This is a genomic window from Arthrobacter sp. BGA-UO-ETr-C19, from assembly GCF_059568005.1.
In genome coordinates, this window is record NZ_JCAQPC010000006.1 from 19,208 (window position 1) to 38,234 (window position 19,027).

17 protein-coding genes are annotated in these 19,027 nt (G+C 66.7%); 9 read left to right on the forward strand and 8 right to left on the reverse strand.

Annotated features, from left to right (window positions below; translation table 11 throughout):
• The first annotated feature begins 34 nt into the window (after positions 1-34).
• Together AC57BR_RS01110 and AC57BR_RS01115 are read left to right on the forward strand one after the other, a co-directional pair.
• Complete coding sequence (locus tag AC57BR_RS01110; protein WP_496357952.1) at positions 35-1,687, forward strand: MDR family MFS transporter; 1,653 nt, start codon at positions 35-37, stop codon at positions 1,685-1,687.
• 268 nt (positions 1,688-1,955) lie between these two features.
• Positions 1,956-3,392: a sugar porter family MFS transporter gene (locus AC57BR_RS01115; RefSeq protein ID WP_496357953.1), complete on the forward strand. Its 1,437-nt coding sequence runs from the start codon at positions 1,956-1,958 to the stop codon at positions 3,390-3,392.
• Between the two features lie 118 nt (positions 3,393-3,510).
• Here AC57BR_RS01115 and AC57BR_RS01120 read toward each other — a convergent pair whose 3' ends face one another.
• From AC57BR_RS01120 to AC57BR_RS01130, 3 genes are all read right to left on the reverse strand, one after another.
• Positions 3,511-4,737: an MFS transporter gene (locus AC57BR_RS01120; RefSeq protein ID WP_496357954.1), complete on the reverse strand. Its 1,227-nt coding sequence runs from the start codon at positions 4,735-4,737 to the stop codon at positions 3,511-3,513.
• A 26-nt stretch (positions 4,738-4,763) separates the two neighbouring features.
• Positions 4,764-5,207 (reverse strand): MarR family winged helix-turn-helix transcriptional regulator, encoded by a 444-nt coding sequence (locus tag AC57BR_RS01125; protein ID WP_496357955.1) that lies wholly within the window; start codon positions 5,205-5,207, stop codon positions 4,764-4,766.
• A gap of 89 nt (positions 5,208-5,296) precedes the next feature.
• Positions 5,297-5,677 (reverse strand): winged helix-turn-helix transcriptional regulator, encoded by a 381-nt coding sequence (locus tag AC57BR_RS01130; RefSeq protein WP_496357956.1) that lies wholly within the window; start codon positions 5,675-5,677, stop codon positions 5,297-5,299.
• A 97-nt stretch (positions 5,678-5,774) separates the two neighbouring features.
• Between AC57BR_RS01130 and AC57BR_RS01135 the strand changes: the two genes are divergently transcribed.
• Positions 5,775-6,647, forward strand: coding sequence for an SDR family oxidoreductase (locus AC57BR_RS01135; protein WP_496357957.1), 873 nt, complete (start codon positions 5,775-5,777; stop codon positions 6,645-6,647).
• A gap of 508 nt (positions 6,648-7,155) precedes the next feature.
• Here AC57BR_RS01135 and AC57BR_RS01140 read toward each other — a convergent pair.
• From AC57BR_RS01140 to AC57BR_RS01150, 3 genes are read right to left on the reverse strand one after another with little or no spacing between them, the layout of a single operon-like run.
• On the reverse strand, positions 7,156-8,319 hold the full coding sequence (locus AC57BR_RS01140; protein ID WP_496357958.1) for a mannitol-1-phosphate 5-dehydrogenase: 1,164 nt from the start codon (positions 8,317-8,319) through the stop codon (positions 7,156-7,158).
• Positions 8,319-10,337: a PTS mannitol transporter subunit IICBA gene (locus AC57BR_RS01145; protein WP_496357959.1), complete on the reverse strand. Its 2,019-nt coding sequence runs from the start codon at positions 10,335-10,337 to the stop codon at positions 8,319-8,321. The genes AC57BR_RS01140 and AC57BR_RS01145 overlap by 1 nt, the downstream gene beginning before the upstream one ends.
• 53 nt (positions 10,338-10,390) lie before the next feature.
• Entirely contained in the window at positions 10,391-11,119 is a 729-nt protein-coding gene (locus AC57BR_RS01150; protein ID WP_496357960.1) for a TetR/AcrR family transcriptional regulator, read from the reverse strand.
• Between the two features lie 162 nt (positions 11,120-11,281).
• Here AC57BR_RS01150 and ptsP point away from each other — a divergent pair, with 162 nt between their 5' ends.
• Complete coding sequence (gene ptsP / locus AC57BR_RS01155; protein ID WP_496357961.1) at positions 11,282-12,967, forward strand: phosphoenolpyruvate--protein phosphotransferase; 1,686 nt, start codon at positions 11,282-11,284, stop codon at positions 12,965-12,967.
• Between the two features lie 56 nt (positions 12,968-13,023).
• On the opposite strand, the gene AC57BR_RS01160 is transcribed toward ptsP, so the two are convergent.
• Entirely contained in the window at positions 13,024-13,875 is an 852-nt protein-coding gene (locus AC57BR_RS01160) for an alpha/beta fold hydrolase (RefSeq protein WP_496357962.1), read from the reverse strand.
• Positions 13,876-13,923: 48 nt separating this feature from the next.
• On the opposite strand from AC57BR_RS01160, the gene AC57BR_RS01165 reads away from it, so the two are divergent.
• The 4 genes from AC57BR_RS01165 to AC57BR_RS01180 all read left to right on the forward strand — a co-directional run bounded on the left by AC57BR_RS01165 (position 13,924) and on the right by AC57BR_RS01180 (position 16,433).
• Positions 13,924-14,358, forward strand: coding sequence for a helix-turn-helix domain-containing protein (locus AC57BR_RS01165; RefSeq protein ID WP_496357963.1), 435 nt, complete (start codon positions 13,924-13,926; stop codon positions 14,356-14,358).
• 135 nt (positions 14,359-14,493) lie between these two features.
• Positions 14,494-15,270, forward strand: coding sequence for a FadR/GntR family transcriptional regulator (locus tag AC57BR_RS01170; RefSeq protein WP_496357964.1), 777 nt, complete (start codon positions 14,494-14,496; stop codon positions 15,268-15,270).
• A 1-nt stretch (position 15,271) separates the two neighbouring features.
• Positions 15,272-15,991, forward strand: a complete 720-nt coding sequence (locus AC57BR_RS01175; RefSeq protein WP_496357965.1) for a cache domain-containing protein — start codon at positions 15,272-15,274, stop codon at positions 15,989-15,991.
• A 127-nt stretch (positions 15,992-16,118) separates the two neighbouring features.
• The gene (locus AC57BR_RS01180) at positions 16,119-16,433 is read left to right on the forward strand and encodes a hypothetical protein (RefSeq protein WP_496357966.1); all 315 of its coding nucleotides are present in this window, start codon (positions 16,119-16,121) and stop codon (positions 16,431-16,433) included.
• A gap of 8 nt (positions 16,434-16,441) precedes the next feature.
• Here the strand turns inward: AC57BR_RS01180 and AC57BR_RS01185 are convergent, their stop codons facing one another.
• Positions 16,442-17,659, reverse strand: a complete 1,218-nt coding sequence (locus AC57BR_RS01185; protein ID WP_496357967.1) for a PucR family transcriptional regulator — start codon at positions 17,657-17,659, stop codon at positions 16,442-16,444.
• A gap of 234 nt (positions 17,660-17,893) precedes the next feature.
• Here AC57BR_RS01185 and ald point away from each other — a divergent pair, with 234 nt between their 5' ends.
• Positions 17,894-19,012 carry an alanine dehydrogenase gene (gene ald / locus AC57BR_RS01190; RefSeq protein WP_496357968.1) on the forward strand — a complete coding sequence of 373 codons (1,119 nt, stop codon included), beginning with the start codon at positions 17,894-17,896 and terminating at the stop codon, positions 19,010-19,012.
• Positions 19,013-19,027: the final 15 nt, after the last annotated feature.

The window sequence follows — 19,027 nt, forward strand, 5'->3', positions numbered from 1 at the left end:
TGCGATCCCCCTTTCTCTTGACCCTGGAGCAGCCATGTCCAAAACCACCGCCGGCCCCGCGCCCGGAGAGGCCCTGACGCAGCGGCAGACCATCACCGTCATGGTGGGGCTGATGCTCGGCATGTTTCTGTCCTCGCTGGACCAGACCATCGTGTCCACCTCCATCTACACCATCGCCAACGACCTCGACGGGCTGTCCCTCCAGGCGTGGGCGACCACGGCGTACCTCATCACGTCCACGGTCACCACGCCGCTGTACGGCAAGCTCAGCGACATCTTCGGCCGCCGCCCGCTCTACCTCGCCGCGATCATCATCTTCCTCGCCGGCTCGCTGTATGCAGGTTCCGTGCACTCGATGACCGAACTGGCCATCGCCCGCGGCATCCAGGGCATGGGCGCCGGCGGCCTGCTGGCCCTGGCGCTGACCATCATCGGCGACATCGTCCCGCTCAAGGACCGGGCCAAGTTCCAGGGCTACTTCATGTCCGTGTTCGGCATCTCCTCTGTCCTCGGACCGGTGGTGGGCGGCGCCTTCGCCGGTTCGGAGAGCATCCTCGGCTTCGACGGCTGGCGCTGGGTCTTCTTCATCAACCTGCCCATCGGCCTGGCCGCGCTGGCCGTGGTGTTCCTCTACCTCCACCTGCCCGCCAAGCACGTCAAGCAGCGGATCGACTACTGGGGCGCCGCCGCCATCACCCTGGCGATCGTGCCGCTGCTGCTCGTGGCCGAACAGGGCCGCAGCTGGGGCTGGACCTCGGCCAACTCCTTCGTCTGCTACGGCCTGGGCATCGTCGGCATCGTCGCGTTCCTGCTGGCCGAACGCCGCGCCGGGGACTACGCGCTGATCCCGCTGCGCCTCTTCCGGAATGTCACGTTCGGGCTGTCCTCGCTGCTGAACTTCATCATCGGCATCGGCATGTTCGGCGCCATCGCCATGCTTCCGATGTACCTGCAGCTGGTCAAGGGCCTGACACCCACCGAAGCCGGCCTGATGATGATCACCTTCACGATCGGCATCCTGACCGGCTCCATCACCGCCGGACGCACCATCTCGTCGTCGGGCACCTTCCGGATATTCCCGATCCTCGGCACCGCCATCCTGACCACCGCCGCCGTCGTCATGGGGCTGTCGCTTGGCGCTGACACCGAGCTCTGGGTTCCCGGGCTGATCGCGGTCTTCTTCGGCCTGGGCCTGGGCTTCTGCATGCAGCCGCTCACCCTCGCGATGCAGGTCTCGGTGCCCTCGAAGGACATGGGTGTGGGCACCTCCACCGCCGCATTCTTCCGCTCCATGGGCGGTGCGGTGGGTACGGCGGTCTTCATTTCCATGCTATTCAGCATGGCCGCGGACAAGATCGCCAACGGCATGAAGGACGCCATGCAGAACCCCGACTACGTGAAGGTTCTCCAGGACCCCGCCGTCGCCGCCGACCCCGCCAACGCCAAGCTCTACGAGTTCTTCAAGAACGGCGCCAGCAACGATTCCCTCAACGACACCAGCTGGCTGCACACCGCGAACCCGGTGCTCACCCGTCCCATCACGGAGGGCTTTGCACACTCGATCGACGCGGTCATGCTCACCGCTGCCGTCCTTACCGGCATCGCCTTCCTCATCAGCTTCGCGCTGCCGAAGAAGAAACTGACGGACCCCAAGGCAGCCATGAAGGAGCCCGCGGCCGCCCACTAGGCACCGCTTACGGCACTTCCGCAGCTGCGTTACGGCAGGCACCCTCCGGGGTGCCTGCCGTTTCGTTTACCCCGTAAATCCGCCGTAAACGGCACCAAACGGACGACGACGGCGGGACCGGCCGCCGTCGTCGTCCTCCGTCCCGGAGTGGATCAGCGCCCGGTGACGTGGCACACTGTTAGGCGCGTGTGCGCCGGCCGACAGGGCCGGTTTCCGCAGCCGACGACGTTTGCACCGCATCCACCCACCCCCGAACCAAGGGAGAACCATGTCCACCGACAAGCAGACAACCGCCAAGATCCCCAAGCGGGTGATCTGGCTGGCGCTTGCCGGCGCCGTGGGCGGCTTCCTGTTCGGTTTCGATTCCTCCGTGGTCAACGGCGCCGTGGATGCCATGAAGGACGAATTCGCGCTCAGTGAGGCCGTCACCGGTTTCGCCGTGGCAGTAGCATTGCTGGGCTGCGCAGCCGGCGCGTACATGGCCGGCAAGGTGGCGGACCGCTACGGCCGCATCCCGGCGATGAAGCTCGGCGCGCTGCTGTTCCTCATCAGCGCCATCGGGACCGGCTTCTGCTTCAGCGTCTGGGACCTCATTTTCTGGCGCCTGGTGGGCGGGCTCGGCATCGGCCTGGCCTCGGTGATCGCCCCTGCCTACATCTCCGAAATCTCGCCCCGGCACGTCCGCGGCCGGCTCGCGTCGCTGCAGCAACTGGCCATCACCACGGGCATCTTCGCCGCCCTGCTGTCCGACGCCCTGTTCGCTACCTCCGCCGGCGGCGCGCACCAGGCATTCTGGCTGGGAATTGAGGCCTGGCGCTGGATGTTCCTGGCCGCCGCCGTTCCGGCCGTGCTCTACGGCGTCATCGCGTACACGCTGCCCGAGTCCCCGCGATTCCTGGTGGTCCAGGGCAAGGAGGACCTGGCCCGGAAGGTCTTCGACTCCATCGCCCCGGACGAGGACACGGACCGCCACCTCCGCGAAATCCGCGAAGCCATCGAGGAGGACCAGCTCGCCGGCAGGAAGGGCTCGCTGCGCGGCAAGGCGTTCGGGCTGCAGGCGGTGGTGTGGATCGGCATCACCCTGTCCGTCCTGCAGCAGTTCGTGGGCATCAACGTGATCTTCTATTACTCCACCACGCTGTGGAAGGCCGTGGGTTTCCAGGAGAAGGATTCGCTGACCATCTCGGTGGCCACGTCCATCACCAACATCCTGGTCACGCTCGTGGCCATCGCCCTCGTGGACAGGATCGGCCGCCGCCCCATCCTGCTGGCCGGTTCCATCGGCATGGCCGTTTCCCTCGGCGCCATGGCCCTGGCGTTCGCCTCGGCCACGGGCACCGGCTCGGACATCGCGCTGCCCGGCGCCTGGGGCCCCGTTGCCCTGGTGGCCGCGAACGTTTTTGTGATCAGCTTCGGCGCATCCTGGGGACCGCTGGTGTGGGTCCTGCTGGGCGAGATCTTCCCGGCCCGGATCCGCGCCCGTGCCCTGGGCCTGGCTGCCGCCGCCCAGTGGATCGCCAACTTTGCCATCACGCTGAGCTTCCCCGTGATGGCCGCAGGCTCGCTGCCGCTGACGTACGCCATGTACGCACTATTCGCGGCAGCCTCGTTCTTCTTCGTCATGTACAAGGTGCCGGAGACGAACGGCATGTCGCTGGAACAGGCTGAGACCCTGTTTGTTCCGAAGGGGTCCGTCAAGGTCTGACCGGCTCTTGGCTCCTCCGGCATGAAAACGGAAGACGCCCATGTTCCCTGCGGACTGTGTCCCGGGAGCGTGGGCGTCTTTTGTTTTGTGCGTGCTTTTGGGCTGACGGCCTCTAGGCTCAGACCACGTGCGGTTCGTGGGCCGCGAGGTAACGGCGCCCGCCAGCCACCACGGCCATGGCCACGATCATCGCCACGGCGCCTGCGAAGAACGGCACCTGCGGCCCGAAGTGTTCACCCAGCTGGGCTGCGGCAAACGGCGCCAGGGCGCCGCCCATCCAGCGGACGAAGTTGTAGCCCGCCGAGGCCACCGGGCGCGGCGAGTCCGAGACGCCCATGGCCAGTTCGGTGTAGATGGTGTTGTTGATGCCCAGCAGCGCGCCGGAGACCACCACCAGAGCAACGACGGCGGGCACGGAATGGCCCGCGGCCAGGCCAAGGCCCGCAAGGTCCAGCATCAGCAGGCCGAGCGTGCCGAGGAGCACCTTCGTGGCGCCGAAGCGGTTCTGCAGCGCCGGGGCCACGAAGACCGAAAAGACGGCGACGGCGACGCCCCAGCCGAAGAACACCCCGCCGATGCCGTACGCGTCCATGCCCAGGATGAACGGGGTGAAGGCGAGCACGGTGAAAAAGCCGTAGTTGTAGAACAGTCCGCTGGCCGCCGTCGTCCGCAGTCCCTTGTTGCCCAGGGCCCGCAGAGGATCGGCCAGGCTTACCTTGCGGGCGGGCAACGGGGTCTTCGGAAGCAGCGCGGTCAGCGCAATGAAGGCTGCCGCCATCAGCGCGGCCGTGCCGAAGAACGGGGCCCGCCACTGCCAACCCCCGAGGAGGGCGCCGAGGAGCGGCCCCAGCGAGATGCCCAGGCCCAGTGCCGCCTCATAGAGGATGATCGCCGTCCCGGCGCCGCCGCTGGCCACGCCCACTATGACGGCGAGCGCGGTGGCCACGAAGAGCGCGTTGCCGAGGCCCCATCCCGCGCGGAATCCAACCAGGTCGCCGACGCTGCCGGACATGCCGGAGAGCGAGGAGAACACCACGATCACGGCCAGCCCGGCCAGCAGGGTGCGCTTTCCGCCGATGCGCGAGGAGATGAAGCCGGTGACGAGCATGGCCACCGCGGTGATCAGGAAATAGCTGGTGAAGAGCAGTGAGACCTGGCTGGGGCTGGCATCCAGGTTCCTGGCGATGGCCGGCAGGATGGGATCCACCAGGCCAATGCCCATGAACGCGAACACGGCCGCGAGCGCCGTGGCCCAAACCGCCTTGGGCTGCTTGAGGAACGAGGCCTTCTCAGCCTCGAGGGTGGTTTGTGGTGCCGGCAGGGTGTCTGCGAGCTGGCCGTCCATGGAGGGAACTCCTAAGTGTCGCTGTGTCAGTTTTGGATGGTGCTGTTGATCTTTTCGATGACCGGGAGGGCGGCGGCGAGGGCACGCCTGTCATCATCGGTGAGGGATTCGAGAATGCCGGCCATGACGGCGTTCCGGCGCCGGTTGGCGGATTCGACGGCGTCACGGCCTTCCGGGGTCAGCACCACGCGGACCGCGCGGGAGTCGTCCGGATCCGCCTCCCGGCGGGCCAGTCCTGCCCGCTCGAGCTTGATGATCTGCTCGGTGGCACTGGGCACCCTGACGCCGAGGTTCCTGGCGATCTCCCCCACCCGGACGCCGTCGTCGAGCAGCATCTTGAGGGTGCTCAGCTGGGCGGCGCTCAGTTCACCGTCCGCGTCGAGGCGGCGGACCAGGTACACGCTGTGCCGCAGGGCCTCGCGGAAGTCCTGGGCAAGCTCCTGCAGTGCCGGGGCATTCTTGGATGTCATACTTAGGTATCCTAATAGTTAGGTAACCTAATATCAAGGGTTCGCGGAAGTTTGAACACACCGCGGCCCGCGCCGCCTGAAGCTGCCGCCTAGGACTGGGGGCGGCTCACGATCGCCTCGGCGTGCTCGGCCACCCAGGCAACCAAGGGCAGCAGCAGGGCGGCCAGCTCTTCCCCGCGGCCGGTCAGGCTGTAGTCCACTCTGGGAGGAATGATCGGCTGCGCGTCCCGGCGGACGAAACCGTCGGATTCAAGGGTCTTCAACGTTTGGGCGAGCATCTTCTCGCTGATGCCCTCGGCGCGCCGGCGGAGTTCGCTCCAGCGCTGGGGACCTTCGGACAGGGCTACGAGGATCAGCACACCCCATTTGCTGGTGACATGATCCAGCACGGTCCGGCTCGGGCAACCGGCGGGGAAGATCCCGTCGGCGAACGGGAACGCGGGGACCTTGACTGGGGTACTTACCTTCATGCCAGTACCTTACCTGAAAGTGCGTACTCTCTTTTGGGAAGTAATCGGGAATGGGCCCGGTTGGCACTACTGACAGTCACCTCAGAAAGGACTAATCATGACCATCGTCATTACTGGAGCCACCGGCCAGCTGGGCCGGCTCGTCGTCGAAGCACTGCTTGAAAGCGGCCTCCCGGCGGAACAGATCGTGGCCGCGGGCCGGACCGTGGACAGGATCGCCGACCTCGGCCGGCGCGGTGTCCAAGTCCGCAGCATCGACTACAGCCAGCCGGAATCCCTGCGGGAGGCCTTTACCGGCGCGGACAAGGTCCTGCTGGTTTCAGGCAGCGAGGTGGGCCAGCGCGTCGCGCAGCACCGGAACGCGATCAACGCAGCCAAGGAGGCTGGCGTGGGCCTGATCGGATACACGAGCATCGCCAACGCGGACACCACTGCCATGCAGCTGGCCGCCGAGCACCTGGCCACCGAAGAGATCCTCCGGGACTCCGGCGTCCCGTTCGTCCTGCTCCGCAACGGCTGGTACCTGGAGAACTACACCGGCCAGCTCCCGGTTCAGGTCCAGCACGGCGCCGTGTTCGGCAGCGCCGGGGAAGGCCGCGTCAGCGCCGCCGCCCGGGCCGACTATGCCGCGGCGGCAGCGGCCGTGCTGCTCCGGGACGACCAGGCGGGCAAGATCTATGAGCTGGGCGGGGACGACGCCTTCACCCTCAGCCAGCTGGCCGGTGAAGTCAGCGCGGCGTCCGGCAAGCCGGTGACGTATACGGATCTGCCAGCAGAGAAGTACACCCAGGTCCTCGTGGAGGCCGGGCTGCCGGAGTCCTACGCAGCCGTCCTGGCGGACAGCGACCTCGGCATTGCGCGCGGCGACCTCCTGGTCACCAGTGGAGACCTCAGCTCCCTGCTCGGCCGCCCCACCACGCCGCTGCGCGAGGCGGTCCAAGCTGCCGCCGTGAGCCTCGAGGCGAGCTAGCCACCAACCGCCCGCCCCAAACCCTTCCTCACGTCCTGCAGGTTTTCCTCAAACCCTTCCTCACGTCCTGCAGGTTTTCCTCAAACCCTTCCGCACGTCCTGCAGGTTTTCCTCAAACGGTCCCTCACGTCCTGCAGATTCTCTTCAAACCCTCCTGCACTTGGCGTAGGTAGGTCTGGCATGCCTCGGCTTCAAGTGCGGGAGCGTTGCGGCGAAGGCGACAAGATGTGAGGACGCGTCGGGAAAAACGCGACAGGACCTGAGGACGCGTCAGGTAAAAGGCGACAGGACCTGAGGACGCGTCAGGAAAAAGGCGACAAGACCTGAGGACGCGTCGGGAAAAAAGCGGCAGGACCTGAGGACGCGTATGAATGAGGCCCCTTAATGCACGACGCCGGAACTCGGATGAGTTCCGGCGTCGGGCGTTTCGTTGTGCAGCGGTTCAGTCGTGCAGCGGTTCAGTCGTGCAGCCGTTATGTGGCGCAGCAGGGCCGCGGCAGCGGGAAGGCTACGCGGGGGCGGCGACGTCCTCCGCCTTGCGCTCCTCGACGAGTCCGCAGACCGCGGCGAAGAGCGGGTGGTCCTGCGCCAGCCCGGTAATGCGCTCGGTGGCGGCTGTGGGGTCGGAGTCCGCCAGGATCTGGCCCAGCTCCACGGCCTCCGCATCGGCGGGGTCGTTGAACCGCAGGGCGGCTGCGATCGCCCCGAGCAGCGCCTCGGGGACGATCCCGCGTTCGGCCAGTTCCGCCGCCGGACCAATGAAGCGCTCGTGCCGGCTGAGCTTGCGCAGCGGCGCGCGCCCCACACGGTGCACGGTGTCCGGCAAATGCGGGTTGGTGAAGCGGGCCAGGATCTTCTGGACGTAGGCCTCCTGCTCGTCGTAGCTGAAGCCGTGCTTGGACACGAGCAGCTGCTTGGTCTCGTCGAGCACGGCGCGCACGTCGGCGGCAACGTCCTCGTCGGCCATGGCGTCGGAGATCTTCTCCAGCCCGGCTTCGAAGCCGAAGTAGGCAGCAGACGCGTGCCCCGTGTTTACCGTGAACAGCTTGCGCTCGATGTAAGGGCCGAGCTCGTCCACGAAGGTGGCGCCCGGAATCACCGGGGCGGCACCGCCGAACGGCGTGCGGTCGATGACCCACTCATAGAACGTCTCCACCGTCACGTCCAGGCCCTGGCCCGGTTCCTGGTTGGGCACGATGCGGTCCACGGCCGTGTTCGCAAACACGGCCGAGTCCGCCAGAGACCCGGCGGCCTCGTCCCAGGACGAGACAATCGCTTCGCGCAGGATGTCCGTGGCGTTGATGGCGTTCTCACAGGCCATCACCTGCAGCGGCGGCAGTCCCGCGGCCCGGGCGGCAATTCCCTTGGCGATCGCGGGTGCCACGAACTTCAGGATGTGCGGACCCACCGCGGTGGTGACGATATCCGCCGTCGCGATTTCCTCGATCAGCTGCGCCTCCTGGGTGCCGGAGTTCAGTGCCCGGAAGTTGTCCACCGTACGCACGGCGGGGTTCTCCCCCACCTCGTGCACGCTGTAGCTGTCCGCCGCGGCGAGCTGGGAAATCAGGGCGTCCGCGACGTCCGCGAACACCACCTCATACCCGGCCTCGTGCAGCAGCAGGCCTACGAACCCCCGGCCGATGTTGCCGGCCCCAAAATGTACAGCCTTCACTATGCGTTGACCTTTCCGAACAGTTCCAGTACTTCCTCAACGGATGTCGCCGCCTCAAGCTGCGCCACCTGCGCCTTGTTCGTGAAGACCTTCGCGATCGAGGAGAGGATGTGCAGGTGTTCGTTGTTGATGCCCGCCACGCCCACCACGAACTTGACCTGCTTGCCGTTCCAGTCGATGCCGTCCGGGTAGCGGACCACGGAGACGGCTGACTTCTTGATGTGGTCCTTCGCGGCGTTGGTGCCGTGCGGGATGGCGAGGAAGCTGCCCATGTAGGTGGACACGGACTCCTCGCGCTCGTGCATAGCGAGGATGTAGTCGTTGTCCACGGCCCCGCGCGCCAGGAGCAGCCGGCCCGCCTCGTCGATCGCGGCATCCCGGGTGGAGGCGGAGCCGTTCAGGACCACGCTCTCCGGCACCAGGATGTCCGACGGCGCTGCGCCGGCGTCGGGGGCAGCGGCGGTTTCGGAGGTGGTTGCGGCAGCCGGGGCTGCTGCCGCCGTAGCTGCGCCAGCGGCAGGAGCCTCCGTTTCTTCCGCATTGCTGCGTTCGACCAGCTCCACGATCTCGTCATAGCGCGGACTGTTCATGAAGTTGTCCACGGAGACGTGGACGGCGCTGGACGTGGCCGGCTTTGCACGCTCGGTGAGGTCCTGATGCGTGACCACCACGTCATAGGTGTCGCTGAGGTTGGCGATGGACGCGTTGGTGACGTTGACCTCCGGGAACCCGGCGGCCTTGATCTTGTTGCGCAGCACGGAGGCGCCCATGGCGCTCGAGCCCATCCCGGCGTCGCAGGCGAACACGATGTTCTTGATGGGACCGGCCAGGACTCCGACCCCGCCGCCGCCTGCCCCGGTGAGGGTGGAGGCGACTGAGCTCTTCTTGCCCTTCATCTCCTCCATGCGGCTGGTAGCGGCGGTGAGGTCGTCCTCGTCACTGTGGCGGGTGGTCTTCAGGATCACTGAGGCAACGAGGAAGGAAACGGTGGTGGCCAGCAGCACGGACAGGATCACGCCGAAGTAGCTGTCACGGGAGGTCTGGGCGAGCACAGCGATGATGGACCCGGGGGCCGACGGGGCAACCAGGCCGGCGCCCGTAACGGCCAGGGTAGCGATGCCGGTCATGCCGCCGGCGATCGTGGCGAGAATCAGCAGCGGGCGCATCAGAACGTACGGGAAGTAGATCTCGTGGATGCCGCCCAGGAAGTGAATGATCGCAGCACCGGGAGCGGAGGCCTTGGCGGCGCCGCGGCCGAAGAACATGTACGCAAGCAGAAGGCCGAGCCCGGGGCCCGGGTTGGCCTCGAGCAGGAACAGGATGGACTTGCCCTGCTCCAGCGACTGCTGGATGCCCAGCGGGGTCAGTACACCGTGATTGATGGCGTTGTTGAGGAAGAGGACCTTGGCAGGCTCGATGAAGATGGAGGTCAGAGGCAGCAACCCATTGTTCACCAGGAACTGGACCACATTGCCGGCAGCCGTGCTGAAGGCGCTAACCAGTGGCGAGATGCCGTAGAAGCCAAGCAAGGCCAGTAGGGCGCCCCAGATGCCGGCGGAGAAGTTGTTCACCAGCATCTCGAAACCGGGGCGGACCTTGCCGTGCCAGATCGCATCGAGCTTCTTCATGGTCCAGCCGCCCAGCGGGCCCATGATCATGGCGCCGATGAACATCGGGATGCCTGCACCCACGATCACGCCCATAGTGCCGATGGCGCCAACGACGCCACCGCGGACATCATGGACCATCTTGCCGCCGGTGTAGCCGATCAGAAGCGGCAGCAGGTACGTGATCATGGGGCCGACGAGGCCCACGTTCGGAGCCCCGGCCGCATTCGTGCCGAAGCCGCCGAGTGCCGGAACGGGAATGTATCCCTTCTCAATGAAGAGCGCGGTAATGAGGCCCCAGGCGATGAAGGCGCCGATGTTGGGCATGATCATCCCGGACAGGAACGTCCCGAATTTCTGGACGTGCACCCGCGCGCTGGTTTTGGGTTTTGCAACTGTCTCTGTTGCCATGTGAATTCCTAACGTGGTCCCTGCGGCACCGCAGGATGGTCCGATAGTTTCGACTAGCCGGTGGAACTGGTGGAGATCCGGTGGAGCCATTCGAGGAAAAGCTTGAGTTCCGAGCTGCTGAGCTGGTCCGAGTGGGATGCCTGCAGCGCCGCGTTCAGCGCGATGGCAGCCACCACCACGGATGACTTCCCGGAGTCCTCCGGTCCCGCTTCCCGCCCCTGGTCCCTGGACACCGCAAAAATCATCGCGTCCCGGGTCATGGTGGACAGCTCAAGGTTCCGTTCCGCCGCCGGTTCCGCGATCAGCATGAGCGTCACGCCCACGTTCGCGGCGAGGATGCTCCTGGCGGCTTCCCGTGGCGGGACATTCAGCTGCCCGGCCGCGGCCGCCTTGCTCAGCATTTCCTCCAGGAGGCCCTCCGCATCGGCAACGATGGCGGGGCGGCTCTCCGGGCGGATATTACCGAACATGACCAAATAAAGTTCCGGCTGGTTAAGGCCGAACTGCACGTGGTTGTCCCACATCCGCCGGATGTCCACCAGCGGCTGTCCGGACGGGGCGAAATCCCTCTCGCCCGCCACATATTCTTCGAAGCCCGCGGCGACAACTGCGTCAAACAGGCCCTCCTTGTCACCGAAGTGGTGATAGAGGGTGGGCGCTGTAACGCCCGCCAGCTGCGTGATCTGGCGGGTGGAAACAGCCGCCCCCGCGGACTTGGCCAGCAACTCAGCTGCCGCACGCAACAGCCTCATCTTGGGCGGAAGCTGGCCATCGAAACTCATAACCGCTACCCTAGCACCTATAGCAACGCTATATGAACTGAATCACATACAATTTTTTCAGGTACCGCAAATCATCATCGGACGCAGCCGTTCCGACCTTCCGGGCTCCCGTCCGGGCAGATACCGGCGGGCCTGGCAACCGGCAGAGAACGAGGACCTTCAGTGCAGAACTTCCCAGGCGTAGGCGTCAGCCCCGGCCGCATCATCGGCACGATCCGCCAAATGCCCAAGCCCATCAGCGAACCTCCAGCCGGCGAGCAGCTGGCCGCCGGGACCACACCCGAAGAGGCAACGGCGGCGCTCAAGGCCGCGGCGGGTGCCGTCCATGATGAGCTCAAGGCCCGCGCGGACCACGCCACCGGTGATGGCAAGGCCGTCCTGGAAGCCACGGCCCTGATGGCCAAGGACACCATGCTGATTAAGGGCGCCGCGAAGCTGATCGCCCGCGGTTCCTCGCCGCAACGGGCCATCTGGGAATCCGGCTCCTCCGTTTCGGAAATGCTGCACAACCTCGGCGGTTACATGGCGGAGCGCGCCACCGACGTCCTGGACGTCCGCGCCCGCATCGTGGCCGAACTCCGCGGAGTGCCCGCCCCGGGCATCCCGACGTCGAACGAACCGTTCATCCTGGTGGCCGAGGACCTGGCCCCAGCCGACACCGCCACCCTCGATCCCAACAAGGTCCTCGCACTCGTGACGGCCGGCGGCGGTCCGCAGTCCCACACCGCGATCATCGCCCGCTCACTCGGCCTGCCCGCCGTCGTGGCCGCCGTCGGCGTGGACGAACTCCCGGACGGCACCGAGGTTTACGTCGACGGCGCCGCCGGTTCCATCACGGCCGGCCCGGACGACTCACTGCGCGCAGCCGCCGAGGCCTGGGCCGCCACGGCGTCCCTACTGGCCGAGTTCAGCGGTACGGGTTCGACGGCGGACGGCCACCTGGTGCCCCTCCTCGCCAACGTGGGCGGGGCCAAGGACGCCCAGGCGGCGGCCAAGCTCGGCGCCCAGGGCGTGGGCCTGTTCCGCACCGAGTTCTGCTTCCTTGAGCGTGACACCGAGCCCACCGTCGAGGAACAGGCCGCCGCGTACAAGGGCGTGTTCGACGCCTTCCCCGGCAAGAAGGTGGTGCTCCGCACCCTGGATGCCGGCGCGGACAAACCGCTCCCGTTCCTCACCGACTCCACCGAACCCAACCCGGCGCTGGGCGTTCGCGGCTACCGCACCGACTTCACCACTCCGGGAGTGTTGGATCGGCAGCTGGAGGCGATCGCGAAGGCCGAAAAGGAGTCGGAGGCTGACGTTTGGGTCATGGCTCCGATGATTTCGACGGCGGAGGAGGCGGCCCGTTTCGCCACCATGTGCGCCGAGGCCGGCATCAAGACGCCGGGCGTGATGGTGGAGGTTCCGTCCGCCGCCCTCACGGCCGACACCATCCTGCGCGAAGTGGGGTTCGCCAGCCTGGGAACCAACGACCTCACCCAGTACGCCATGGCCGCCGACCGCCAGCTGGGTCCGCTCGCAGGGCTGAACACGCCGTGGCAGCCCGCGGTGCTGCGCCTCGTCGGCCTGACCGTTGAGGGTTCCAGGGCCGAGGGACACAACAAGCCGGTGGGCGTCTGCGGCGAGGCCGCTGCGGACCCTGCCCTCGCCGTCGTGCTGACCGGCCTGGGCGTCACCACCCTGTCCATGACCGCCCGGTCGCTGGCTGCGGTGGCCGCCGTGCTGAAGACCGTCACCCTGGCGGAGGCCCAGGAGCTGGCCAAGCTGGCCCTGTCCGCGCCAAGCGCCGTCGAAGCCCGGGCCTGGGTCCGGGAGAAGCTGCCCGTTCTGGAAGAGCTCGGCCTGTAGTTCGGCCGGAGCGGGCAGGTGCCCGGGGTACCGGGGGCCTGCCTGCTTTTCGGGCTTCACGCCATGGAGCCGCCGGCCGCCGCAGAACCCTCGGCGGCGGTGCCGGCCCAGTGCCGGATGATCCGGGCGACATCCTCGGTAGCGGTATCCTGGACAACGTGCCCGCGTCCGCGCACCTCGGCAAACGCACCGTCAGGTGCCTGTGCGGAGAGGAGTTCGCACCACGGCCGGCGGGCGATCGGGTCCCTTCCGCCGCGGAGCACGAGCACCGGCTGGCCTACGCCCCGAATCCGCAAGTCCAATGGATACTCCATCATCACGGGCAGTTCGGTCAGGTACCACCGCATCCCCGTCCGGAAATAATCGGTGAAGACCACGGCGTTGGTGGTTGGCGGCTCGCTGAACAGGGCATCCCGCGTCAGCGCCAGCGCATGCCAGGCGGCACTCCTGCGCGCGGGATCCACCACAGGACCCAGAAGCACGGTCCGGGTCACCAGCCCGGGCTCCTGAAGCGCCAACTCCACCCCGAACTGCGCGCCCATGGAGTGGCCCACCACAATGCAGGACCCGACGCCACGCTCCGCCAGGACCGCCGCGACGAAGGCCGCATATTCGCCAACTGTCACCTGGCGCCCGGGACGGGGTGTGCCCCCGAACCCCGGCAAGTCGAAGGAGTAGACGGCGGCGCCCTGATCGGCGCCCCCCGTCTGCCCGCTCTTCCCATCCGCTCCCTGTCCATCCGAGCCCTGGGCAAGTTCGACGTGAAGCCGGGCGAGGTAGCGGTGCGAGACGCCGATGCCGTGGAGCAGCACGTAGGCCGGTCGCCCCGCGGCCGACGGCGCGTTGGACGAGTACAGGCGGCCGGTCAGGCCGTTCGCCGTCACTGCTGCACCGCTGGCAAGTCTCATCCGCCGAGCATACCCAACGCACCGTTCCGCAACGGCTAGGCTTCTGCCATGGCTCTGATTGCTCCCAGGGTGGCGCCCGCCCTTCCTGCCGAAGACGCGCTGGCGCTGCAGCGCGCGCTCGACGGCGGCACTGACATCACCGTGTTCGTGGACGGCACCGTCCACCGCCTCCCGCCGCAGGCGAGGGACGCCGTCGTGGACCTCCTGGCAAGGTTCAGCCGCGGCGAAGCGGTGACCGTGAGCAGCGTGGAGGAAATGCTGACCACCTCAAAGGCGGCCGAACTGGCCGGGATCTCCCACACCTACCTGCGGAACATGACGGACCGGGGCGAGATACCGGTGGAATACCGCGGCACACACCGCCGCATCAGGCTGGCAGCCATCATGAGCTGGCTGGAGGGGCAGAAAAAGAAGCAGGCGGCGGCCGGTGCTGCCGGGGAAGCCGCCGCCGGACGGACCTCCGAGGGCGGGACCGGAAAATAGCGCCTTACCCGGCGCGGCAGTGGCCGAAAACGTTAAACGTGCAAAGATTGAAGGTAATCGGAATGGCGCCGGCACCCGAAGAGCCGGGCATCGGCGCCGGTGAGATCTGAGCCACGGACAGCAGGAGGCCTGGGAATGGAAAGTGCGGCAATTTCCACCTCCGCGCTCGACCTGCTGCTCCTCCTGCGCGGAAGCGAACCGGAGGGGCTGGGCCGGGCGGACCAGGTCTCCTACCAGATCGAAACCGCCATTCTGATGGGCATCCTCACCGAAGGCGACAGGCTGCCCACGGAGTCCGTGCTTGCCGGGGAACTGGGCATCTCCCCGATCACCCTCCGGCAGTCCCTTGCCGCCCTGCGGACCAAGGGCCTGATCGAAACCAGCCGGGGACGCAGCGGCGGCAGTGTGATTCGGCGGCAAATCGAATTCACAGATTCACAACTGCAGGACAAGCTTCGGGAAACCAGCACCGAGGCGCTCAGGGACCTCGGCGACCTGGGTGCCGCCATCGCGTCAATGTCGGCGCGGCTTGCCGCCGGCCGGGCGGATCCCAAGAATGTGGAGCACCTCGAGGATCTGGCGAGACGCCACCGGGATTCGGCCGATGACCGGGCGCGCCGCCGGATGGACAGCCGGTTCCACGTTGCCGTCAGCATCGCCGCGCAGTCCAGCAGGCTGACCTCGGTCGCCCTTCAGCTTGAAGCCGAACTCATGACCCTGTGGTGGGGGCACTCCAGCCAGGCCGGTAATAACGGCAAGTCCGTGGAAGAACACGCCGCAATCGTTGATGCCATCCGGGCGCGGGACGCTGACGCGGCCGCCAGCGCGGCAGAGCGCCACAGCCGAAACGAGACCGAATACTTGATAGAGCAGCATCTCAGATTGACGATGCGGCCCGAAGAAGGTGCGTGACGTGGAGACCGTAGAAGAAGCCCTCGAGCGGACAGCCGCCGCACTCTCCTCGAGCATCAGCCGCGTTTTCGTCGACCTGGAGAAAATCGCGGACACAGTCACGGCCGCGGCGGCGACGGCATCAGGCGTACCCCGCCGCAGCGAATTCCTGTACCTGAAGCAGGAACTGGCCAATTTCATCAAGCAGCACTCGGACATCATCGTCGGAGCCGGCATCGCCTACGCACCGGGGAGCCTCCGGGAAGCGACCCACTGGCTGGAATGGTGGCGGACTCAGCGGACGGGCGAACCCCGCTTCGTCACGCATGACCTCAACCCGGACTCCCTGAATTACTACGACTACACAACCCGCGACTGGTTCACCATTCCGTCCGCCAGCGGACAGCCCGTGGCCGTCGGACCCTACGTTGATTTCGGCGGCATCAACGTCAACATCATCACGCTTTGCGTTCCGGCGCCCACCGCGCAGGGGATTCAGATCCTGGGATGCGACCTGACCCTCGCGAACCTTGAGGGAATCTTCCTCCGTGCCCTTCAGCTCCGCGAGCCGATAGTGGTGCTGCTTGGACCCAATGGCCGCGTCATCGCGTCCAACAACGCACGCATCGCCACAGGAACCTTGTTCCTGGAAGAGGACATGGCACGGGCCGACATCTCCGTGGACGTTTCGCCCGCCAACCCCACGCGCCTGCCCTGGAAGCTGATCACCCTCCGGGACTAGGCTCCTTGCTTCGCTGCGCGGGCAGTAAATTGCCGCTGTGCACGCAAAAATGACGGGGTGATAAGGATCAAGCAACGATCCCCCGGAACCAGGGTTTCCGGCTTGCGCCCGGGGTTACTCTTTACTCGTGGTGAGATTCAGGGGGTTGCACATCGTGGCGGGCATCGTCGCCATGGGTGTGGCGGCTGCCTTGGGAATCATCATGGGCCTGAACAACACCGCCGTTTTCACCTCCAGCTGCGTGGTCTTCGTGGCAGTATCCCTGTGGGTCCAGAGCCGCGTCGCCAAGTTCCGCACCCGGATCCACGGGCTCCCGCAACATCTTCCCGAGGGCGTCGCGCTGGAACGGACCGCCGAGCGGATCACAGATCGTCCTGCCGAACGAGCCGCCGAGCAGTTACCCAGCGGCCAGTTACCCAGCGGCGAAGGCAACGCCGCCTAGCCGGTTCCTCAGATTCTTGGCCGTGATGCCCAGCGCCGGGCTTTCAGGGCGGCGTGCAGCTCCAGCCGCACCATCCCCTTGAGCGGATCGACGCCGAGCAGCTGACGGATGCGGCCCAGCCGGTTGTAGATGCTGCTGCGGTGCAGGTGCAGTTTTTCGGCCACATCCTGGACGGAGCCGTCATTGTCGTAGAGCAGTTCCAGGACGGGAAGCAGCTCCCCGTTCCGGTCATGGTCCTCCAGGGCCCGGAAATTCACCGAACTTGCATCGCTCCAGACCCCGGCCCCGCCGCCGGCCGACGCCAGGAGCTGGTAGACGCCCGTTGCCCGGCAATCCACGAGCTCGCCGAGCCGCGGATCAACCGCTGCTGCCAGGGCGGCAACCTTGGACTGCCGGTACGCCTCGCCCAGGTCTTTGATGCGGCTGAATCCCTCACTGGTTCCCAGGATGATCCGCTCCACGGACCTGCCGGAACGCTTGGCTAGCTCCAGCTGGTAGTGCACCAGAACCTGGGCCTGGCTGGCACGCCCGGTGGACTCCCGGAAAAGGAGCACCGAATGGGTTTCCGCGCCGGCGCTGAACAGAACGGCGTCCACGCCGATGGTGGCCTGCAGCGCCGCAGCGCGGTGGATGAGGGTCGAGGCGATCGGATCCGGACCGGCCATCCAGCCGTCGGCATCAAGGACGGTGACCAGCTGCCAGGGCCCGCGGTCCTGCACTTCCTTCCAGCCCGCCACGGCAGCCACCGCATTGGTTTCCCCGGCGCAGGCCGCCAGGAACTCCCGTTCGCGGCTGCGCCTGAACTCGGATTCCGCGGTGTTGGAGTCCAGCAGGAGTCCGGACAGCAGGTCCAGCTCGTCCCGGACGCCGGGCAGTTCGGCGAGGATCGCCGTCGCACTTTGATCTTCCACGTCCAGCTGCACCCAGAGGTAACCTACCCGGAACCCACGGACCAGCAGCGGGACGCAGACGCGCCCGAGCATCCCCAGTTCCTCGTTGGCAGGCACCACCACAGGGCGTACCGCGGTGGCGATGCCGTGCGAGAGCTGCCAGTTTTTGACGTCCAGCGGCACCCGCTTGCTGAGCAGGAAGTTAACCCGGACCCGGTCCGCATGCGACTGGTTGGAGCTGTAGGCGAGCAAAACGCCGTCGAGGTCCTCCAGGGAAAGCCCGCGGCCCAGCTTCACGGCCACCCGCTCGACGAGCTGTTCCACATCCTGCTGCATGGTGACAGACTACGTCCCGCAGGGGGCCCCGGGCGAACGGACATCAGGCGACACCTGACGCCCGAGCGTTCGACATTAGTCGAGCCGCCGTACTTGAAAACCGCGGAAACACGCGGTTGAGCTGGGGGCCCAGCGGCGGATTCCTGTAGTGCGCCTCACAGCCGGATCTATTCTGGAATCACAACTTCCCCCACACATTCCGGCCTTGCAGCCATCGAATCTGGAGCCCAAAAAATGATCATCGGTGTCCCCAAAGAGATCAAGAACAACGAATTCCGCGTCGCCATCACGGCAGCCGGCGTTCACGAATTCCGCACCCACGGCCACACGGTCCTGGTGGAGCGCGGCGCAGGCCTGGGTTCCGGCATCACGGACGAGGAATACGCCATCGCGGGCGCCGAAATCATCGCCGACGCCGACGAGGTCTGGTCCCGCGCGGACATGGTGATGAAGGTCAAGGAGCCCATCAAGGCCGAGTACCACCACTTCCGCAAGGACCTGATCCTCTTCACGTACCTGCACCTGGCCGCCGAGCCCGAACTCACCCAGGCCCTCATCAACTCCGGCGTCACCGCCATCGCCTACGAGACCGTCCAGGAAGGCCGCACCCTGCCCCTGCTCGCCCCCATGTCCGAGGTGGCCGGCCGGCTCTCCGTCCAGGTCGGCGCGACCTCCCTGATGGCGCCGGCCGGCGGCAAGGGCGTGCTCCTCGGCGGCGTTCCGGGCGTCCGCCCCGCCAAGGTTGTGGTCCTGGGCGCAGGTGTCGCCGGCACCAACGCAGCCGCCATGGCGCTGGGCCTCGGCGCCGACGTCACCATCCTGGACATCAACATCAACCGGCTGCGCGAACTCGACGCCCAGTACCAGGGCCGGCTCAAGACCGTGGCATCCAACAAGTACGAGATCGAGAAGTCCGTGGTTGACGCCGACCTCGTGATCGGGTCCGTCCTGATCCCCGGCGCCAAGGCACCCAAGCTGGTGACCAACGAACTCGTGGCCCGCATGAAGCCCGGCTCGGTACTGGTGGACATCGCCGTGGACCAGGGCGGCTGCTTCGAGGACACCCACCCCACCACGCACCAGGAACCCACGTACAAGGTCCACAACACGATCTTCTACTGCGTGGCCAACATGCCCGGCGCCGTCCCGAACACCTCCACCTACGCGCTGACCAACGTCACGCTCCGCTACGGCGTGGCCCTGGCCAACCTCGGCGTCAAGGCTGCGTTTGAGAAGGACCCGGCCCTGGCCGCCGGCCTGAACATCGCCGCAGGCCACGTGGCACACCGCTCCGTCTCCGAGGCGCACAACCTGCCCCTCGTAAAGGACTGGCACGAGCTGGTTTCCGCGTAGCACCACCACCGTCGG

Coding starts and splice junctions, on each gene's coding strand:
- AC57BR_RS01130 (WP_496357956.1), bottom strand. CDS start 5,677: ATGAAGGTAAGTACCCCAGTCAAGGTCCCCGCGTTCCCGTTCGCCGAC.
- AC57BR_RS01150 (WP_496357960.1), bottom strand. CDS start 11,119: ATGAGTTTCGATGGCCAGCTTCCGCCCAAGATGAGGCTGTTGCGTGCG.
- AC57BR_RS01170 (WP_496357964.1), top strand. CDS start 14,494: ATGGAAAGTGCGGCAATTTCCACCTCCGCGCTCGACCTGCTGCTCCTC.
- AC57BR_RS01185 (WP_496357967.1), bottom strand. CDS start 17,659: ATGCAGCAGGATGTGGAACAGCTCGTCGAGCGGGTGGCCGTGAAGCTG.
- AC57BR_RS01115 (WP_496357953.1), top strand. CDS start 1,956: ATGTCCACCGACAAGCAGACAACCGCCAAGATCCCCAAGCGGGTGATC.
- AC57BR_RS01135 (WP_496357957.1), top strand. CDS start 5,775: ATGACCATCGTCATTACTGGAGCCACCGGCCAGCTGGGCCGGCTCGTC.
- AC57BR_RS01145 (WP_496357959.1), bottom strand. CDS start 10,337: ATGGCAACAGAGACAGTTGCAAAACCCAAAACCAGCGCGCGGGTGCAC.
- AC57BR_RS01160 (WP_496357962.1), bottom strand. CDS start 13,875: ATGAGACTTGCCAGCGGTGCAGCAGTGACGGCGAACGGCCTGACCGGC.
- AC57BR_RS01120 (WP_496357954.1), bottom strand. CDS start 4,737: ATGGACGGCCAGCTCGCAGACACCCTGCCGGCACCACAAACCACCCTC.
- AC57BR_RS01165 (WP_496357963.1), top strand. CDS start 13,924: ATGGCTCTGATTGCTCCCAGGGTGGCGCCCGCCCTTCCTGCCGAAGAC.
- ald (WP_496357968.1), top strand. CDS start 17,894: ATGATCATCGGTGTCCCCAAAGAGATCAAGAACAACGAATTCCGCGTC.
- AC57BR_RS01125 (WP_496357955.1), bottom strand. CDS start 5,207: ATGACATCCAAGAATGCCCCGGCACTGCAGGAGCTTGCCCAGGACTTC.
- AC57BR_RS01110 (WP_496357952.1), top strand. CDS start 35: ATGTCCAAAACCACCGCCGGCCCCGCGCCCGGAGAGGCCCTGACGCAG.